Origin of the sequence: Enterovibrio nigricans DSM 22720, assembly GCF_900167155.1 — a bacterium.
Taxonomy (GTDB): domain Bacteria; phylum Pseudomonadota; class Gammaproteobacteria; order Enterobacterales; family Vibrionaceae; genus Enterovibrio; species Enterovibrio nigricans.
Map to the genome: position 1 here is coordinate 45,975 of NZ_FUXU01000021.1, position 16,099 is coordinate 62,073.

Here is a 16,099-nt window from a genome sequence, read left to right on the forward strand (position 1 = left end):
CTTGCGCTGGCGGCCTTAGTAAGGATTTTTATTATGGCAACGTTAGCCAACTACCCAGACTACTCACTGTACGCAAATGCGTTCGGTTTCCTTCGCCAGCCTTTGGTTTTTGCACCACAAGGTTGTGATGCAGACATCGTTATCACCGGTGTTCCTTTTGATATGGCAACCACAGGTCGTTCAGGCGCACGCATGGGCCCGGGCGCTATCCGTCAGGCTTCTACCAACCTCGCGTGGGAAGGTAAAAAATGGCCGTGGGATTTCTCACTGACTGATGAAATTAAGATCGCTGATTGCGGTGACTTGGTATTCGATTGCGGTGACGCAGCTAACATGAGCGAGCGTTTGGAAGCGCATGCCACCAGCTTGTTGGCGGAAGGTAAAACCCTGCTGACATTCGGTGGTGACCACTTTGTGACCCTGCCGCTTCTGCGTGCTCACGCAAAACAGTTCGGCGAAATGGCACTGGTCCACTTCGATGCGCACACTGATACTTACGATCAGGGCAGCGAGTTCGACCACGGCACCATGTTCTACACGGCACCGAAAGAAGGCTTGATTGACCCACACGCGTCAATCCAAATCGGTATTCGCACTGAGCACAGCGACAAGCTGGGCTTCCAAGTGGTTGATGCAGCCACCGCGAACGATTGGTCTGTAGAGCAAATCGTTGATGCTATCAAAACCCGCGTTGGCGACCGTCCGGTTTACCTGACGTTCGACATCGATTGTCTTGACCCAGCATACGCACCGGGCACAGGTACACCAGTATGTGGTGGCCTGAGCACCGACAAGATCCTGAAAGTGATCCGTGCGCTGCAAGGCATCAACCTGATCGGTATGGACGTAGTAGAAGTGGCACCGGCCTACGACCACGCAGACCTGACCTCACTAGCAGCGGCGACCATCGCAACTGACCTGCTGTACGTTTGGGCGGCGAATCGTAAGAACAAGTAATTCGCACCTTCGAATACGAAAACACCCGCTCCGGCGGGTGTTTTTTTATTGCCTCTTTGCTTGATGCCTTCGCCCTCACACCGTATCCTTGCCGCTCATTCATCCTTGTCGAATTATCGCTATGTCATCTTATCTTTGTCCGCTGTGCCAACAGCCGCTGAATCTTTCTGCTCGCACTTACAAGTGTGCTAACAATCACCAGTTCGATCTGGCGAAAGAAGGCTATGTGAACTTGTTGCCAGTGCAGCACAAGCGTTCAAAGGATCCGGGTGATAACAAGGAAATGATGCAGGCGCGTCGTCAGTTTTTGGATGGTAGCCACTACCAGCCTATGCGCGATGCCGTCAGCGATTTGCTGAAAAACCTGCTGGCAGAAAAAGCCGACGGACAACTTCTGGATATCGGCTGTGGTGAAGGCTACTACACCAGCTACTTTGCCGATGAAATGCCAAGCACCAAGGTCTTTGGTCTCGATATTTCGAAAGTGATGATCCGGTACGCGGCAAAGCGTTATGCCAACGTGGATTTTCTCGTTGCATCAAGCCAACGTTTGCCGTTCGCCGATAACCAGTTAGACGGCGTTGTACGCATCTATGCGCCATGTAACGGCGACGAATTGGCACGCACAGTCAAAGACAGCGGCGTGGTTGTGACCGTCACACCGGGGCCTCGTCACTTGTACCAACTAAAAGCCGGTATCTATGACGAAGTGCGCCTGCACGATGTACCTGTAGAAGAACTGCCGGGCTTTGAACTCGAAACCGAACAAACGGTGGCATACCCGATGACGCTGAACAGTGCAGATGCCACTACCCTGCTGCAAATGACGCCGTTTGCATGGCGTGCACCTGAAAGCCTGTGGCAAACATTGAAAGACGCAGAGCAATTTGAATGTGAAGCAGATTTCACGCTAAGGGTTTACCGTAAGATTGCATAAGTAATCCGTTCTACCATAATGGAGCGTATCTGACCCTTTGTATAAAGGATGGTTACACTGATGCGCTCATTGTTTGTTTCTTCCCTTCTTTGCCTGACGCTGGCTGGTTGCAGCCAAACAGATCGCTATTCGCCCTCCCCCGCGTTAACTGGCACGCTTTACGATTACCGCATTGAATCCGCATCTGGTGAACCCTATTCACTCGACAAGCTCGCCACTGATTTAGACAGTGTGGACGTAATTCTCGTCGGGGAATGGCATTCCCATTCTGGCGTCCATCTGTTCCAAGCAGCGCTACTGTCGGAGTTAGCGTCCAATTCGCCAAATATCGCCTTATCGATGGAGCAGTTTGCACGCCCAGACCAAGCCGTGATTGACCAATACCTTGCAGGTGACATTGGTGAAAACAGCCTGCTCAACCAAACCCACCGTTGGTCAAACTACAACAGCAGCTATCGCCCACTGGTAGAATTTTCCAAAGAAAATGGGCTATCAATCATCGCCTCAAACGCGCCTGCAGACACGGTGCGTTGCATCGCCTCAGATGGCAAAGACTATCTCGACCGTCTCCCTGAAGAAAAAAGACAATATGTCGCCGCTACCTTGCATAACGACGAGTCTCCTTACAAAGAAAAATTCTTCGAAGCCATGTTCCATGGTGATGAGGCCAAAACGGAAAACCAGTACCTCGCACAACTGGCGTGGGACGACACCATGGCGGAAAGCATTGTGGACTTTCTCAAGGCACACCCCAATGACAAAGTAATGCACATTGCAGGGGCGTTCCATGTCGAAGGCGGACTGGGCATTGCCCATCGTATTCACCGTCTCAACCCAGATTTGAAGGTGGCCATCATCTCACCTCAGGCCGAAGACGAGCCATTAGACCAATCCATTGATGACTATCGCTTAATCGTGAAGCCATTGCCGCCGCAGTGGCTTTCTGATGCAGAGATGGAAGACGCCATGGAGGCATGCGTCACGGCCATCATACACCGCCATGTGATTGATGTGATAAAGATTTAATTCCAACCGTCCCACTTAATTGACAGACTTGAAAGTTAGTCCGCCAACCACGATCTATTGATAATGCACTTATCAGTGAACCTCCTTACATTGAGCAGGTCTGAACTGAGTCAATTATCATTAGTTTTGTTATACCAAGGACTAACTCTCATGTTATCGGATACATTCCAACGCCTTAACACCTACCTGCAAAGCCAGGTGGTCGGTCAGCCAGAACTCGTTAAACAACTTCTCATCGCACTCCTTGCTGATGGGCATATTCTGGTACAAGGCCCTCCGGGACTTGCAAAAACCCGCGCTGTTAAAATGTTGTCTGATTGCATCGAAGGCGATTTCCACCGCATTCAGTTCACACCGGATTTGCTACCCGCCGACCTGACAGGTACCGATATTTTCCGCCCAGAAACCGCTGAGTTCACCTTTCAGCCGGGACCGATTTTTAATTCGCTAGTGCTGGCTGATGAAATCAACCGCGCGCCAGCAAAAGTGCAAGCTGCCATGCTTGAAGCCATGGCAGAAAAACAAATCACGGCAGGACGTAAAACCTATGCGCTGCCTGAACTGTTTCTTGTTATGGCCACCCAAAACCCGATAGAGCAAGAAGGGACCTATCCGTTGCCAGAAGCGCAACTCGACCGTTTCCTGCTTCAACTGAACGTTGACTACCCAGATGCCAATGCGGAGCTCGAAATCCTGCGCCTGAACCGTGGTGAAGCCCAAGGCATCGAGAAACAAGAACCTGTCCACATTCAGCAAGAAAGTATCTTCGAAGCTCGCAAGGCAGTACTGAATATCCATATGGCGGAAGACGTCGAGAAGTACATTATTCGTCTCATCATGGCGACCCGAGAGCCAGTAGCCTACAGCGATAAACTGGCATCATGGCTACAAATGGGTGTGTCACCTCGTGCCACACTGGCCCTCGACCGCTGTGCCCGCGCACATGCATGGCTGGCGGGGCGTGACTTTGTTACCCCTGAAGACGTGCAAGCGATGGCTTACCCCGTTCTGCGTCACCGTCTGCTGCTGAGCTACGAAGCGCAGGCCGAAGGCATTGCCGCTGACAGCGTAGTTACATACTTGATTGAACAGGTTGCCAGCGTATGACACTCGCAGACACCGCCGCTGCTCTGCCTCCACACAGTGATGGCGTCAATGTGTGTCTGGCTGAATTGCTGCATTACCAAAAGCAATCCGTGCGTTGGCTTCCTCCTGCGTTGAGTATTTGGTCGCAGCTCAGTGGGCACCACAATAGTCGCCACAAAGGGCGCGGGATGAACTTCTCTGAAGTGCGTCCCTACCAACCCGGCGACGACATTCGCGCCATCGATTGGCGCGTCACCGCTCGTACGGGGAAAACCCATACCAAGCTGTTTACCGAAGAGCGTGAGCAACCTTCGATGCTGTTTATCGATTTGAGCAGCAGCATGAAGTTTGGCTCCCAACTCTTGCTTAAATCTGTGCAGGCTGCGCACATTGCCAGCCTCATCAGTTGGCTGACCATCAGCCAGCAAGACCGCATTGGCGCAGTGATTTATAACGGCATCAAAATACGGGAATGCAAACCGACAGCGCGGCAACAAGGGCCACTTCGCATCATGCATGCCGTGATGGAAGCGCATGAGGAGATGCTCAACGCAGAAAATGCAGGCGCGTCTCAGGAAAGCTGGCAGGCCGCGTTAAGGCATTTGCACCACCTGTGTCCAAAAGGCAGTGATATCGCCATAATTTCTGACTTTTATGCGCTAACGCACATGGATAAACGGCGTTTGAGCCAGCTGCGACAGCACAACCGCATTCGCTTTGTCCGCATTTTCGATCCGCTAGAACAAGGGCACACAGCGTTTCGCGGCCATGAATTGGTGTCTGACAATGAACAGACGGCATGGTTAAATTTTTCTTCTCGAAAAACCCGCGACAGCCTAGAACAACAGTACCTTCGCCATCAGCAATTTATCACTGATATGGCGAGAAGCCTGGCCATTCCGCTGCATACACTCTGTGCGGGTCAGTCACTGCTTCAACAGCTGAGTCACGCATCCAGTAAGGCAATGTAGTAATCATGACGACACCAACATCAAATACGCTTCCCCTGGCAGATATACATCTGCAAGCCGCACCGGGACTGTGGCCGCTTGCTTGGGGATGGTGGGCTGTACTGGCGGTTTTGCTGGTAATAGCCATCGCCGCAATTGTTGCGCTGCGACAGCACCGCCAAAAGCGCTTCGCGCAACAGCAAGCCATCAAACAACTTTCTGACGCCAGCTCGCTGGCCGAGGTGAACGCACTATTAAAACGCGCGGCCCTTACCTATTTTCCACGCCATGACGTCGCGAAATTAACGGGGCACGCGTGGTTGGCATTTTTAGATAACCAACGAGGCCCCTCTAATCAGGCGTTTTTACCCCATGAGGCTTTATGGCAAAAAGGCGCGTTTTCCCAAAAAGGTTTGAGTGATGAAGAACTCGACCTTTGTAAGGCATTGGCGAAAAACTGGCTGAAAGATGCGTTGCCACCTAAGCACAGCACCGCAACACGCAACCATGCTCATGGCGAGGTAAAAGATGTTTGAATTTACCTGGTGGTGGGCATTCGCTCTGTTACCACTGCCATTGCTGATTTATAAATGGGTAAAACCCGTTCCGCGTCCGGCGGCGATCCATCTTCCTCGCCTACCAAAAGGCTTGGGTGAAAAACAAAACACCAGCCGTGTACGACAGGTTCTCATGACCCTGATTTGGATCTGCCTCATTGCTGCGTTGGCGCGCCCGGTATGGTATGGCGATCCTATTCAGATCCAACCTGAACACCGCGACATGATGCTGGCGGTGGATCTATCAGGATCCATGGAGGTTGAAGACATGGTGTTGCCATCTGGTGACACTACCGACCGCTTTACCGCAGTCAAATCGGTACTCTCTGACTTCATCAAAAAACGTGATGGCGACCGTTTGGGCTTGGTGCTGTTTGCCGATCATGGCTATTTACAAACCCCGCTAACGCTCGATCGCAATACCGTGGCGCAGCAACTTGATCGTGCCGTACTTGGCCTGATTGGTAAAAGTACCGCCATTGGTGAGGGCCTTGGTATAGCAACCAAAACCTTTATCGACAGCAAAGCGCCGCAGCGTGTGATCATTTTGCTGAGTGACGGTGCCAATACCTCGGGTGTGATTGAGCCTCTCGAAGCGGCAAAACTCGCCAAGGAGAATGGCGTGACCATCTACACCGTCGGTGTCGGTGCGGAGTCCATGCGTCAGCGTAGCCTGTTCGGTTCTCGTATCGTCAACCCTTCACAGGATTTGGATGAGAAGTCATTGCGTGAAATCGCCCAAATGACAGGCGGTGAATACTTCCGTGCACGTGATCCGCAAGAGCTTGAGAAAATCTACCAAATCATTGATCAATTAGAACCCATCTCTGACGTGCAACAAACCTGGCGCCCACGAGATGAGTGGTTCCGATTCCCGCTATCAGCAGCACTGGCACTGTCCGTCGTCATCGTTGTTTTAAGGAGACGTCATGGCTGATTTTACATTTATGCACCCGATGTGGTTGCTCGCAGCGTTGCCTTTGGCACTTCTGCTGCCATGGATTAAAAACAAAACCCAAACATCAGGGCTTATCGCCCCTCATTTGAGCAAGCTGCTCTCGGGTAACACCGCAAATACGGGTAATACAAAACGCTGGCCAATTGTCGCATTGGCGACAGGCTGGTTGATTGCGGTAATTGCGCTGGCGGGCCCAAGCTGGCAGAAAGTGGAGATTCCAGCAGTAAATCTGGCGGGTGCGCGCGTTCTCGTGATGGACATGTCTCGTTCGATGTATGCCACCGACATCGCACCTAACCGTCTCGACCAAGCACGTTTTAAAGCCCTCGACATGCTGCCAGAATGGAAAGAAGGCAGCACTGGGCTTGTTGCTTATGCGGGTGATGGCTATGTCGTCAGTCCACTAACCGATGATGCCAGCACACTAAGGAACCTGATCCCTAACCTGTCACCCGAAATCATGCCCATCGCAGGCAGCAATGCAGCGGCGGGTATCCAGCAGGCCATTGATTTACTTAAGCAAGCAGGTTATGCCGATGGGGATATCGTACTGGTTACTGACGGACTCAGTGCGTCAGAATCAAAAGCTGCACTTGATGTACTCAAAAGCACAAAATACCGCGTCTCAGTTCTCGCCGTCGGTACACAACAAGGTGCACCTATCAAACTGCCAAATGGCAGTCTGCTTGAGCAAAATGGATCGCCTGTTATCGCAAAATTAGATTTGGGCACACTATCAGCCATCACCAAAGACACGGGTGGCATCTTACAGCTTTGGCAACCTACCAACCGAGACGTTGAAAACATCGCAGCTTACACATCTAAACCGCAAGACGGTGTGGCTGAGGGTAAAAGCAAGTCCATTGAAGAACGCATCAACGAAGGATTCTGGCTCCTCATCCCCATCATGCTTCTGACATTGCTCGGTTTTCGCCGCGGCGTTGTTCTGGCTGTGATGTTTATGGTGATGCCAATCCAACCCGTGCATGCCGCAGCGTTCAAAACAGACGATCAACAAGCGTATCAACATTTTGAAGCGGGTAAGTTCGAAGAAGCAGCGCAGGGCTTCACCTCGCCGCAGTGGAAAGGTATCGCGCAATACAAAGCAGGCGACTACAAAGGGGCGATTGATACTCTCTCCCAACTCGGCGATCCAGTGTCCCGCTATAACTTGGGTAATGCCCAAGCACAAGCAGGCGATCTGGAATCAGCCCTCAAAAGCTACGAGTCGGCTCTGAAAGCTAACCCAGATAACAAGGATGCACAGAAGAATCTGGATGTTGTAAAAAAGGCACTGGCGCAACAGCAACAGCAACAGCAACAGCAACAGCAACAGCAAAATAGCGAATCACAACAAGGCCAGAGCGAGCAACAGTCTCAGGGAAACAACCAAGATCAGCAATCAGCCGATAATCAGCCTGATAGCCAACAATCTGACTCAAAGCAGTCGGACGGTCAGCAGGGTCAGCAGGGTCAGCAGGGTCAGCAGGGTCAGCAGGGTCAGCAGAGTCAGCAGAGTCAGCAGAGTCAGCAGAGTCAGCAGGACAGCGAACAAAATAGCGCTGAAGAAAGCCAGTCTGCCCCTTCTTCAGCACAATCGAAAGAGAACACTCAGTCTGGACAGCAAGATTCCGAACCACAATCAGGCAACCAATCTGACAAGCAACAAGCCAACGCCAGTAACCAACAAGAAGAAGCGTCCCAAGACGAAGCGCAATCCAGTCAATCTCAAACTGGCGAGCCATCCGATAGTGACAAACCTTCACAAGCTCAGCCGTCCGCCGTCACTGAATCAGGTGAAGGTGACGAATCCTTGAGTGCCAGTAATCCTGTATTGAAAAAACTCGAACAGGTTCCTGACGATACCGCCGGTCTTATTCGTGCGCAGCTCATTCTTCAGGCTCGCGAAAAAAGCAGTCCCGAGCCAACTGAGAATACGTGGTAAATGAACAATGAAAAATAACATGACTTGGCGGGCCCAGCTTTCCCGTCGCACCAAAGGAATATTGGCCGCTTCACTGATTGCGCTAGTATCACTGCCTAACATTGCATGGGCAGGAACGGCTGAAGCAACAGTATCAACGAATGTCGTCCGAGTCGGAGATGCTTTTCAACTCACCGTCTCCGTTGATGAGAGCGTAGACAATGACGAGCTTGACCTGTCTGTACTGTCGAAAGACTTTGTCTACGGCAGGCCTAATGTCAGTAACAGCACCCAAATCATCAACGGTGATATGAATCGAAGTACAGTCTGGCGTGTTGCTGTTGCGGCGAAAGAAGCAGGAACATTCACGCTACCCAGCTTTGACATTGATGGTATGCAGACCGCACCGATTGTCATTAAAGTGTTGGCGGCAGGAGACAAAAGCACGCAAGCAGCAAACAATGCCGTTGAAGTGCAAGCCACGGTAGACCGCAATGACGGCTACATCGGCGAATCCTTTGTTTACCGAGCACGTCTGTTAATTGGCACCCGCGTTGACTCACCATCACTCCAAGCCCCTTTCGGCGAAGGTCTGGATATCACGCCTATCGGTGAAAACAGCCAATCTGAAGCTGTCATTAATGGTCGCCGTTATGTGGTGATTGAGCGCCAATATCAGGTGACGCCAACCAAAGCAGGCGCATTGACCTTGGAAGGTGCCGTATTTACGGGGTCAGAAGTCAAAGGCAGTGGCTGGGGATCGTCCGTCGGTTTACCTATCAGCCGACAAGCAAGTCGCATCACACTGAACATCAAAGACAAGCCTGCCAACTACAAAGGACTGTGGTTACCGACTTCGTCACTGGCTCTGAGCCAACGCTGGACTCCGGATGCGTTGGGTGGTGCGCAAACTGCAAAAGTGGGCGAGCCCATCAACCGCGTGATTTCGCTGAGCATTGCCAATACTGCGCAAAGCGTGATGCCGAACCTGAGTATCACCTACCCCAATCAAGTGCGTGTTTACTCGGACAAGCCGGAATACACCCAACAGGGCGATGCCACCGTGATGACCTTGAAACAGGTCATTATTCCAAGAGAGGAAGGTAAGGTTGATCTACCTGCTGTAACCATCAACTGGTTTTACACTCAGACAGGTAAACAGGAAACAGCGGAAATCAGTGGCCTTAGCCTTAACGTACAGCCTGGCGACATGAATGCACAACTCTTGCAAGCATTGCCCGAGCTGGCAGCGCAAGCTCCCGTTTCACCGTCAGAGCAAATCACGACGACGGTCACCACAGCGGGATACTGGCCATGGGCAACGGGCGCATTCACATTTCTTTGGTTGGTGACATTGGTGATGTATATCAGGAAGCCGCGTGCGCCAGCCATCAACACACGCGGTGATAATGCCAGAGCCCGTGAGGCAGGAACAGGGTTAACAGTCTTAGTCGATGCAGTGAAAGCAAACAACGCGGTTAAAGTATCGTCAGCGTACCGAGCATGGAACAAAGACGCACTACCTGCCGAACTAAAGCAAGATATTGAAGCTGAAATCAATGCGATGATGGCATCTTGTTACAGTGCAACATCAGGTGAATGGGATAGCGCAACCCTGCTAACACTGCTTGAAAAAGCGACAACAGTGAAATCAAATCACACCGAGGTTCAGGGACTTGCCGAGCTCAAATAACGATTAACGTAAACAAAAAACGCCTCGTCAAACGAGGCGTTTTTTATTACAGAGAAAATTCAGAACCGACTTAAAACCAGCGCTCTAAAGACGATTTATCCAACTGCTTAAATGCGCGGTTTAAGGTCTGTGCCAGTTCTTTGTAGCGAGGGCGACTCTTCATTGGCTGAAGTGCGCCACCTTCACTGACAATCTTTTCATGCAATTCACGATACCAACCAGCCAACGCAGGTGGAAGTTGCGTTTCACGGCGTCTTCCCAACCACCACAATCCTTGTAGCGGCATACTCAGCGCAAACAATGAGATGATCATGGCCTGTGGCATGCCATCATAGTTATTGAAGACCATTTGCATCAGGACACTGATCACTGCAACAGCAGGCATCACTTTAATCGCAAACTGGGTTGCACGAATCACTCTGTTTTCTGGGAACATCGGTGCAAGTTCTTTTCGAACCGGCCATTCCGTCATGTACTTTTGTCCATCACGAAAACTGCTCCACATCGTTTTATTGCTCATACGGCATACCTCCAAGCGATGTCACTGTTTCATCGGCTAAAAACTTGCTGCAAACTTTCAAAGAAAGTTGATAAACATTAATTCAAATCAATAATGACTTAAAAGTTTTTGTTATCTGTCGCAAGTATCGCTAGACTTAGCCGACCTAAATCAATTGTTGCTCGGATTTGATTATCTCGCAACCACTGAAACGCCAAATGGATAACCGGCAGGGCAATAAGTCACCGAATACGGTGGGCCCGAAGGCGAATCTGTCTGGCGTTTTACGTTGTGTATCAGGGACCGATTTTTGATGTATCTATTCCGCGACATAAATACGCTTTATTGCTTTAGCGAGACGGTAGTTGACACATTTATCAACTATTCTTCTCCGATTAGTAAACACCATCTACTTTACACGAATAGGTAGTTCAAATGTCTAAGCTGGTTCTTGTTCTTAACTGCGGCAGCTCATCGCTGAAGTTCGCTATCATTGACGCACAAACAGGTGATGAGCACCTGTCTGGTCTGGCTGAGTGTCTGCACCTGCCAGAAGCTCGCATTAAGTGGAAATTGGACGGCAAACACGAAGCTCAACTGGGCGAAGGTGCTGCACACAAAGAAGCACTGAGCTTCATCGTTGAAACCATTCTGGCTTCTAAACCAGAACTGGCTGAAAACCTGGGCGCAATCGGTCACCGTGTTGTACACGGCGGTGAGCAATTCACTCAATCGGCACTGATCTGTGACAGCGTGCTGAAAGGCATTCAAGACGCGTCTAGCTTCGCACCGTTGCACAACCCTGCGCACCTGGTAGGTATCGAAGCAGCGAAAGCAGCGTTCCCTGAGCTGAAAAACGTAGCGGTATTTGACACTGCGTTCCACCAAACTATGCCAGAAGAAGCGTTCCTATACGCGCTGCCATACAAGCTGTACAAAGAAAACGGTATCCGTCGTTACGGCATGCACGGTACTTCTCACTTCTTCATCGCGCAAGAAGCTGCAGCACAACTAGGCAAGCCAGTTGAAGAACTGAACATCATCAACTGTCATCTGGGTAACGGCGCATCTGTATGTGCAATCAAGAACGGTAAATCTGTAGATACTTCTATGGGTATGACGCCTCTTGAAGGTCTGGTAATGGGTACTCGCTCTGGTGATCTTGATCCTGCGATCATCTTCCACCTGCACGATGCACTGGGTTACAGCGTTGAGCAAATCAACAACATGCTGACCAAAGAGTCTGGCCTTGCTGGTCTGACTGAAGTGACTTCTGACTGTCGTTTCGTTGAAGACAACTACGGTTCTAAAGAAGAAGCAACTCGCGCAATGGACGTGTTCTGCCACCGTCTGGCGAAATACGTTGCTGGTTACACTGCTTGCCTGGACGGCCGTCTGGACGCGATCGTGTTCACTGGCGGTATCGGTGAGAACTCTGGCCCAATCCGTGAGCTAGTTCTGAACCGTCTGGGTCTGTTGGGTGTTGAAGTTGACCAAGAGCGCAACCTGAAAGCACGCTTCGGCGGCGAAGGCGTTATCACTACTGATAGCAGCCGTGTACCAGCGATGGTTATCTCAACCAACGAAGAACTGGTTATCGCACAAGACACAGCACGTCTGACTGAAATCTAATCTGTTTGATGTGACTTTGCGGCTGGTCAATGCGACCAGCCCTATCAATTTGGCAAAGTCGACTGTCAATCTGATTACATGACAAAGCTTGCCACTGTGCAGGCTTTGACTTCGTTATAGTAAAGAGGAATCCAGCGTGTCCCGTACTATTATGCTTATCCCAATCGGCGCAGGTGTAGGCCTGACTAGCGTTAGCCTAGGCGTTTTGCGTTCGATGGAACAAAAAGGCGTTCGCGTTTCGTTTTTTAAACCAATCGCGCAACCTCGCCATGGCGACAACCAGCCTGACCTGACCACCACCATTATCGAAGCAAACAGCAGCATGAAAGTGGCAGAGCCACTGACCATGGCCAATGCTGAAGCACTCATCCGTACCGACCAAACTGACGTACTGATGGAAGAAATCGTTGCTCGCTTCAAAGAAGCGACTGCCGATGCAGACGTTGCTTTGATCGAAGGTCTGGTACCGACTCGCAATCACCCGTTTGCTAACCAAGTGAACTACGAAATTGCGATGACTCTGGATGCAGAGATCGTATTCGTTACCACACCAGGCACTGACAACCCTGCGCAACTGAAAGAGCGCATCGAAGTAGCAGTGTCTAACTTTGGTGGTAGCAAAAACAAAAACATCTCTGGCGTAATCATCAACAAGCACAATGCGCCTGTTGACGAACAAGGCCGCACTCGCCCAGATCTGTCAGACATCTTTGACGATGCAACTGGCGCGAAATCAAGCAATGTTGAAGTAATGGAAATCTTCCATTCAAGCCCAATCCGCGTTCTGGGTTGTGTGCCTTGGAGCATTGACCTGATTGCGACCCGTGCAAGCGATCTGGCGAAGCACCTGAATGCCGAAATCATCAATGCTGGTGATATCGACACACGTCGCATCAAGAGCATCACGTTCTGTGCGCGTTCAATCCCTAACATGGTTGAACACTTCCGCGCGGGCTCTCTGCTAGTAACTTCTGCAGACCGTCCTGACGTTATCGTTGCAGCATGTCTGGCAGCGATGAACGGCGTTGAAGTGGGTGCACTGCTGCTGACCGGTGGTTACAGCATCCCTGCAGAACTGAAGAGCCTGTGTACCCGTGCGTTTGATACTGGCCTGCCAGTATTCACCACGCAAGGTAACACGTGGCAGACATCGCTGAACCTGCAAAGCTTCAGCGTTGAAGTACCTGCAGACGACAAAGAGCGCGTTGAGTTCGTTAACGAGCACGTTGCTGCACACATTGATGGCAACTGGATCGAGTCACTGTCTGAAGGTTCTTCACGTCAGCGTCGTCTGAGCCCTCCTGCATTCCGTTACCAGCTGACTGAGCTGGCACGTAAAGCAGCGAAGCGTATCGTTCTTCCTGAAGGTGATGAGCCACGTACCGTGAAAGCGGCTGCAATCTGTGCTGAACGCAAGATCGCGGAATGTGTGCTGCTGGGTAACCCAGAAGAGATCAAGCGTGTTGCAGAGCAACAAGGCGTGACTCTGGGTGCTGGCGTTACCATCATCAACTCTGACGAAGTACGTGAAAAATACGTAGCACGTCTGGTTGAACTGCGTGGTTCAAAAGGCATGACTGAAGTTGTAGCGCGTGAGAAGCTACAAGATTCAGTATTCCTGGGCACCATGATGTTGGAAGCGGGTGAAGTTGACGGTCTGGTTTCTGGCGCGGTTCATACCACGGCAAACACCATCGTTCCTCCGTTCCAAATCATCAAAACAGCACCTGATGCGTCTATCGTATCTTCTGTGTTCTTCATGCTGCTGCCTGACCAAGTTCTGGTTTACGGTGACTGTGCGATCAACCCAGATCCAAACGCTGAGCAACTGGCTGAGATCGCTATCCAGTCAGCAGACTCTGCGGCGGCATTCGGCATTGAGCCTCGCGTTGCAATGATCTCATACTCTACCGGTGAATCTGGTAAAGGTGCAGACGTTGATAAAGTACGTGAAGCGACTCTGATTGCTCAGCAGAAACGTCCTGATCTGATGATCGACGGTCCTCTGCAATACGACGCTGCTATCATGGAAAACGTTGCTGCTTCTAAAGCACCAAACTCTCCAGTAGCGGGTAAAGCGACCGTATTCGTATTCCCAGACCTGAACACCGGTAACACCACTTACAAAGCGGTACAGCGTTCAGCGGATCTGGTATCAATCGGTCCTATGCTGCAAGGCATGCGTAAGCCTGTTAACGACCTGTCTCGTGGCGCACTGGTAGACGATATCGTTTACACTGTTGCACTGACTGCGATTCAAGCGAAACAAGCTGAAGAAGCGGCAGAGTAAGAGTAGAACCTTACTCAACATGCTCATGATACAGATCGCTCCTCAAGCGATCTGTACCATGTACAAAAAGGCGATTTTTCGCCTTTTTGTTTTTCAGCTCTTATAAGAGAGTTAATTGCCCCCTCCCCCTTTCACTGATGACCTGAGCCTAACTCTCGTCAATCTTGCTAGACTCCACACCTACTGACAACTCGAACATCTCGCTAAAAATCAAGTATATTATCTTCAATTATGTTGATATTCCTCGATAAAAAATAACACCTTTCTTCCTAATAAAAATTAGAAATAAAAACCAATAGCAAACACTCATACTGCCTATTTCATCGCATTCCTCTGGCTGTTTTTTATCTATTCGATTAGGAGATCGCAATATTATTCTCCGGCCATTGATTCAAAACCTTCAAAAACTATATTCCTGACAATATTAATTTTAGCCTCTATAAGAACGCCGTAATTTATATTTAACTCAATATAAATCATAGAAAAAACAAAAAATAAACAATGACTTAACAATAAAGCCCTATTAACCAATACGTAACAAAGGCCGAGCATGATATTCGACATCATCACGAAAATTATTTCACAAATTAAGAATGACCCTTCATTGAAAAATAAAGTATTTCCAGATAGCCACATTATTGATGATTTAGGGTTGGACTCGCTGGATATAATTGATTTTCTTCTGGAGCTAGAAGCTGAATTTAATCTGCAGTTTGATTTTGAAAAAATTGATTTCTCTATCATGCAAAGTATGAATGCGCTTATTGCTTTCATTAAAGCAGAACAAGAGAGGTGTACCGTCGAATGATTGGGAGAACCGTGTGGGCTTGTTTTAATGCTGAATCGTTATGGAATGACGAGCAATTCACATCATTACCTTCTTTCACTAACGAAGCCCAAGACCGCCAATATCATTTCCTTGATGAGGTATTGGTACCGCAGCAATCCAATGATGGAATACTTATATTAGTCAAACCTGACGCTTATTTATCGAATTACCATTGCAGCATAGGTGCTGAATTCCACAGGGAATCACTGTGTGACGACCTGTCTAGTTGGGAACAACTTGGCGAACCCACTTGGCGAAACGAGCAAGCACCTAGTGTATTTATTTCGAAAAAAATGTCAGAGAGAAAACAGCGTCCTTTTGCCAATGTGCCCAGTACATACTACTCTGCGTTTGGCTCTGATCATCTTCCGAAATATCAAGATGTTGTGAAAGTAAATGACAAGCGTTATGCCGTAGAGTGTTGTCACCGACTTGGTATCAAAAACTACGGAATAAATTTGCACTCCTCTTCTTGTTTGGAGTCATTAAAAAGTCGTCCGCTTCCTTTGATCTTAAAAGAACCGTTTGGTGTGTCCGGAAAGGGAAGTTTGATCATCAAACACCCCTCCATTTTGTCACGAATCTGTGACCACTTAGCGAAACAAATCCAAAATGGCAAACAACTTGCCATGACCGTAGAGCCGTTCCTCCTTAAAGAGTTGGACTTTTCTAGTCAGTGGACCATTGGGCAAGATGGCACCGTTGCTTTTCTCAATGGCTTTGTTGCTTAAATCGATGGAACTAAATCTAGAAGCTACGAT

At 49.7% G+C, this 16,099-nt stretch carries 14 protein-coding genes; 13 read left to right on the top strand and 1 reads right to left on the bottom strand.

What is annotated here, in order from left to right; all coding sequences use genetic code 11:
- The first annotated feature begins 33 nt into the window (after positions 1 to 33).
- From speB to B5D35_RS09960, 9 genes are all read left to right on the top strand, one after another.
- The gene (gene speB, locus B5D35_RS09920) at positions 34 to 957 is read left to right on the top strand and encodes an agmatinase (protein ID WP_078752425.1); all 924 of its coding nucleotides are present in this window, start codon (positions 34 to 36) and stop codon (positions 955 to 957) included.
- Between the two features lie 121 nt (positions 958 to 1,078).
- The gene (gene rlmA, locus B5D35_RS09925) at positions 1,079 to 1,894 is read left to right on the top strand and encodes a 23S rRNA (guanine(745)-N(1))-methyltransferase (RefSeq protein ID WP_078752426.1); all 816 of its coding nucleotides are present in this window, start codon (positions 1,079 to 1,081) and stop codon (positions 1,892 to 1,894) included.
- 60 nt (positions 1,895 to 1,954) lie between these two features.
- Positions 1,955 to 2,920, top strand: a complete 966-nt coding sequence (locus tag B5D35_RS09930; RefSeq protein ID WP_244556553.1) for a ChaN family lipoprotein — start codon at positions 1,955 to 1,957, stop codon at positions 2,918 to 2,920.
- Positions 2,921 to 3,070: 150 nt separating this feature from the next.
- On the top strand, positions 3,071 to 4,027 hold the full coding sequence (locus B5D35_RS09935) for an AAA family ATPase (RefSeq protein WP_078752427.1): 957 nt from the start codon (positions 3,071 to 3,073) through the stop codon (positions 4,025 to 4,027).
- The gene (locus tag B5D35_RS09940; RefSeq protein WP_078752428.1) at positions 4,024 to 4,977 is read left to right on the top strand and encodes a DUF58 domain-containing protein; all 954 of its coding nucleotides are present in this window, start codon (positions 4,024 to 4,026) and stop codon (positions 4,975 to 4,977) included. Before B5D35_RS09935 ends, B5D35_RS09940 begins: the two co-directional genes overlap by 4 nt.
- Before the next feature lie 5 nt (positions 4,978 to 4,982).
- Positions 4,983 to 5,492, top strand: a complete 510-nt coding sequence (locus B5D35_RS09945) for a DUF4381 domain-containing protein (protein ID WP_078752429.1) — start codon at positions 4,983 to 4,985, stop codon at positions 5,490 to 5,492.
- On the top strand, positions 5,485 to 6,450 hold the full coding sequence (locus B5D35_RS09950) for a vWA domain-containing protein (RefSeq protein ID WP_078752430.1): 966 nt from the start codon (positions 5,485 to 5,487) through the stop codon (positions 6,448 to 6,450). The genes B5D35_RS09945 and B5D35_RS09950 overlap by 8 nt, the downstream gene beginning before the upstream one ends.
- On the top strand, positions 6,443 to 8,416 hold the full coding sequence (locus tag B5D35_RS09955) for a VWA domain-containing protein (protein ID WP_078752431.1): 1,974 nt from the start codon (positions 6,443 to 6,445) through the stop codon (positions 8,414 to 8,416). Before B5D35_RS09950 ends, B5D35_RS09955 begins: the two co-directional genes overlap by 8 nt.
- Before the next feature lie 19 nt (positions 8,417 to 8,435).
- Positions 8,436 to 10,088, top strand: a complete 1,653-nt coding sequence (locus B5D35_RS09960) for a BatD family protein (protein ID WP_101210367.1) — start codon at positions 8,436 to 8,438, stop codon at positions 10,086 to 10,088.
- Between the two features lie 70 nt (positions 10,089 to 10,158).
- Here the strand turns inward: B5D35_RS09960 and yfbV are convergent, their stop codons facing one another.
- Positions 10,159 to 10,608 carry a terminus macrodomain insulation protein YfbV gene (gene yfbV, locus B5D35_RS09965; protein ID WP_078752433.1) on the bottom strand — a complete coding sequence of 150 codons (450 nt, stop codon included), beginning with the start codon at positions 10,606 to 10,608 and terminating at the stop codon, positions 10,159 to 10,161.
- A 414-nt stretch (positions 10,609 to 11,022) separates the two neighbouring features.
- On the opposite strand from yfbV, the gene B5D35_RS09970 reads away from it, so the two are divergent.
- The 4 genes from B5D35_RS09970 to B5D35_RS09985 all read left to right on the top strand — a co-directional run bounded on the left by B5D35_RS09970 (position 11,023) and on the right by B5D35_RS09985 (position 16,069).
- The gene (locus tag B5D35_RS09970; protein ID WP_078752434.1) at positions 11,023 to 12,219 is read left to right on the top strand and encodes an acetate kinase; all 1,197 of its coding nucleotides are present in this window, start codon (positions 11,023 to 11,025) and stop codon (positions 12,217 to 12,219) included.
- A 151-nt stretch (positions 12,220 to 12,370) separates the two neighbouring features.
- Positions 12,371 to 14,509: a phosphate acetyltransferase gene (gene pta / locus B5D35_RS09975; RefSeq protein WP_078752435.1), complete on the top strand. Its 2,139-nt coding sequence runs from the start codon at positions 12,371 to 12,373 to the stop codon at positions 14,507 to 14,509.
- A 550-nt stretch (positions 14,510 to 15,059) separates the two neighbouring features.
- Positions 15,060 to 15,317 carry a phosphopantetheine-binding protein gene (locus B5D35_RS09980; protein ID WP_078752436.1) on the top strand — a complete coding sequence of 86 codons (258 nt, stop codon included), beginning with the start codon at positions 15,060 to 15,062 and terminating at the stop codon, positions 15,315 to 15,317.
- The gene (locus B5D35_RS09985; protein ID WP_078752437.1) at positions 15,314 to 16,069 is read left to right on the top strand and encodes a hypothetical protein; all 756 of its coding nucleotides are present in this window, start codon (positions 15,314 to 15,316) and stop codon (positions 16,067 to 16,069) included. The genes B5D35_RS09980 and B5D35_RS09985 overlap by 4 nt, the downstream gene beginning before the upstream one ends.
- Positions 16,070 to 16,099 lie beyond the last annotated feature (30 nt).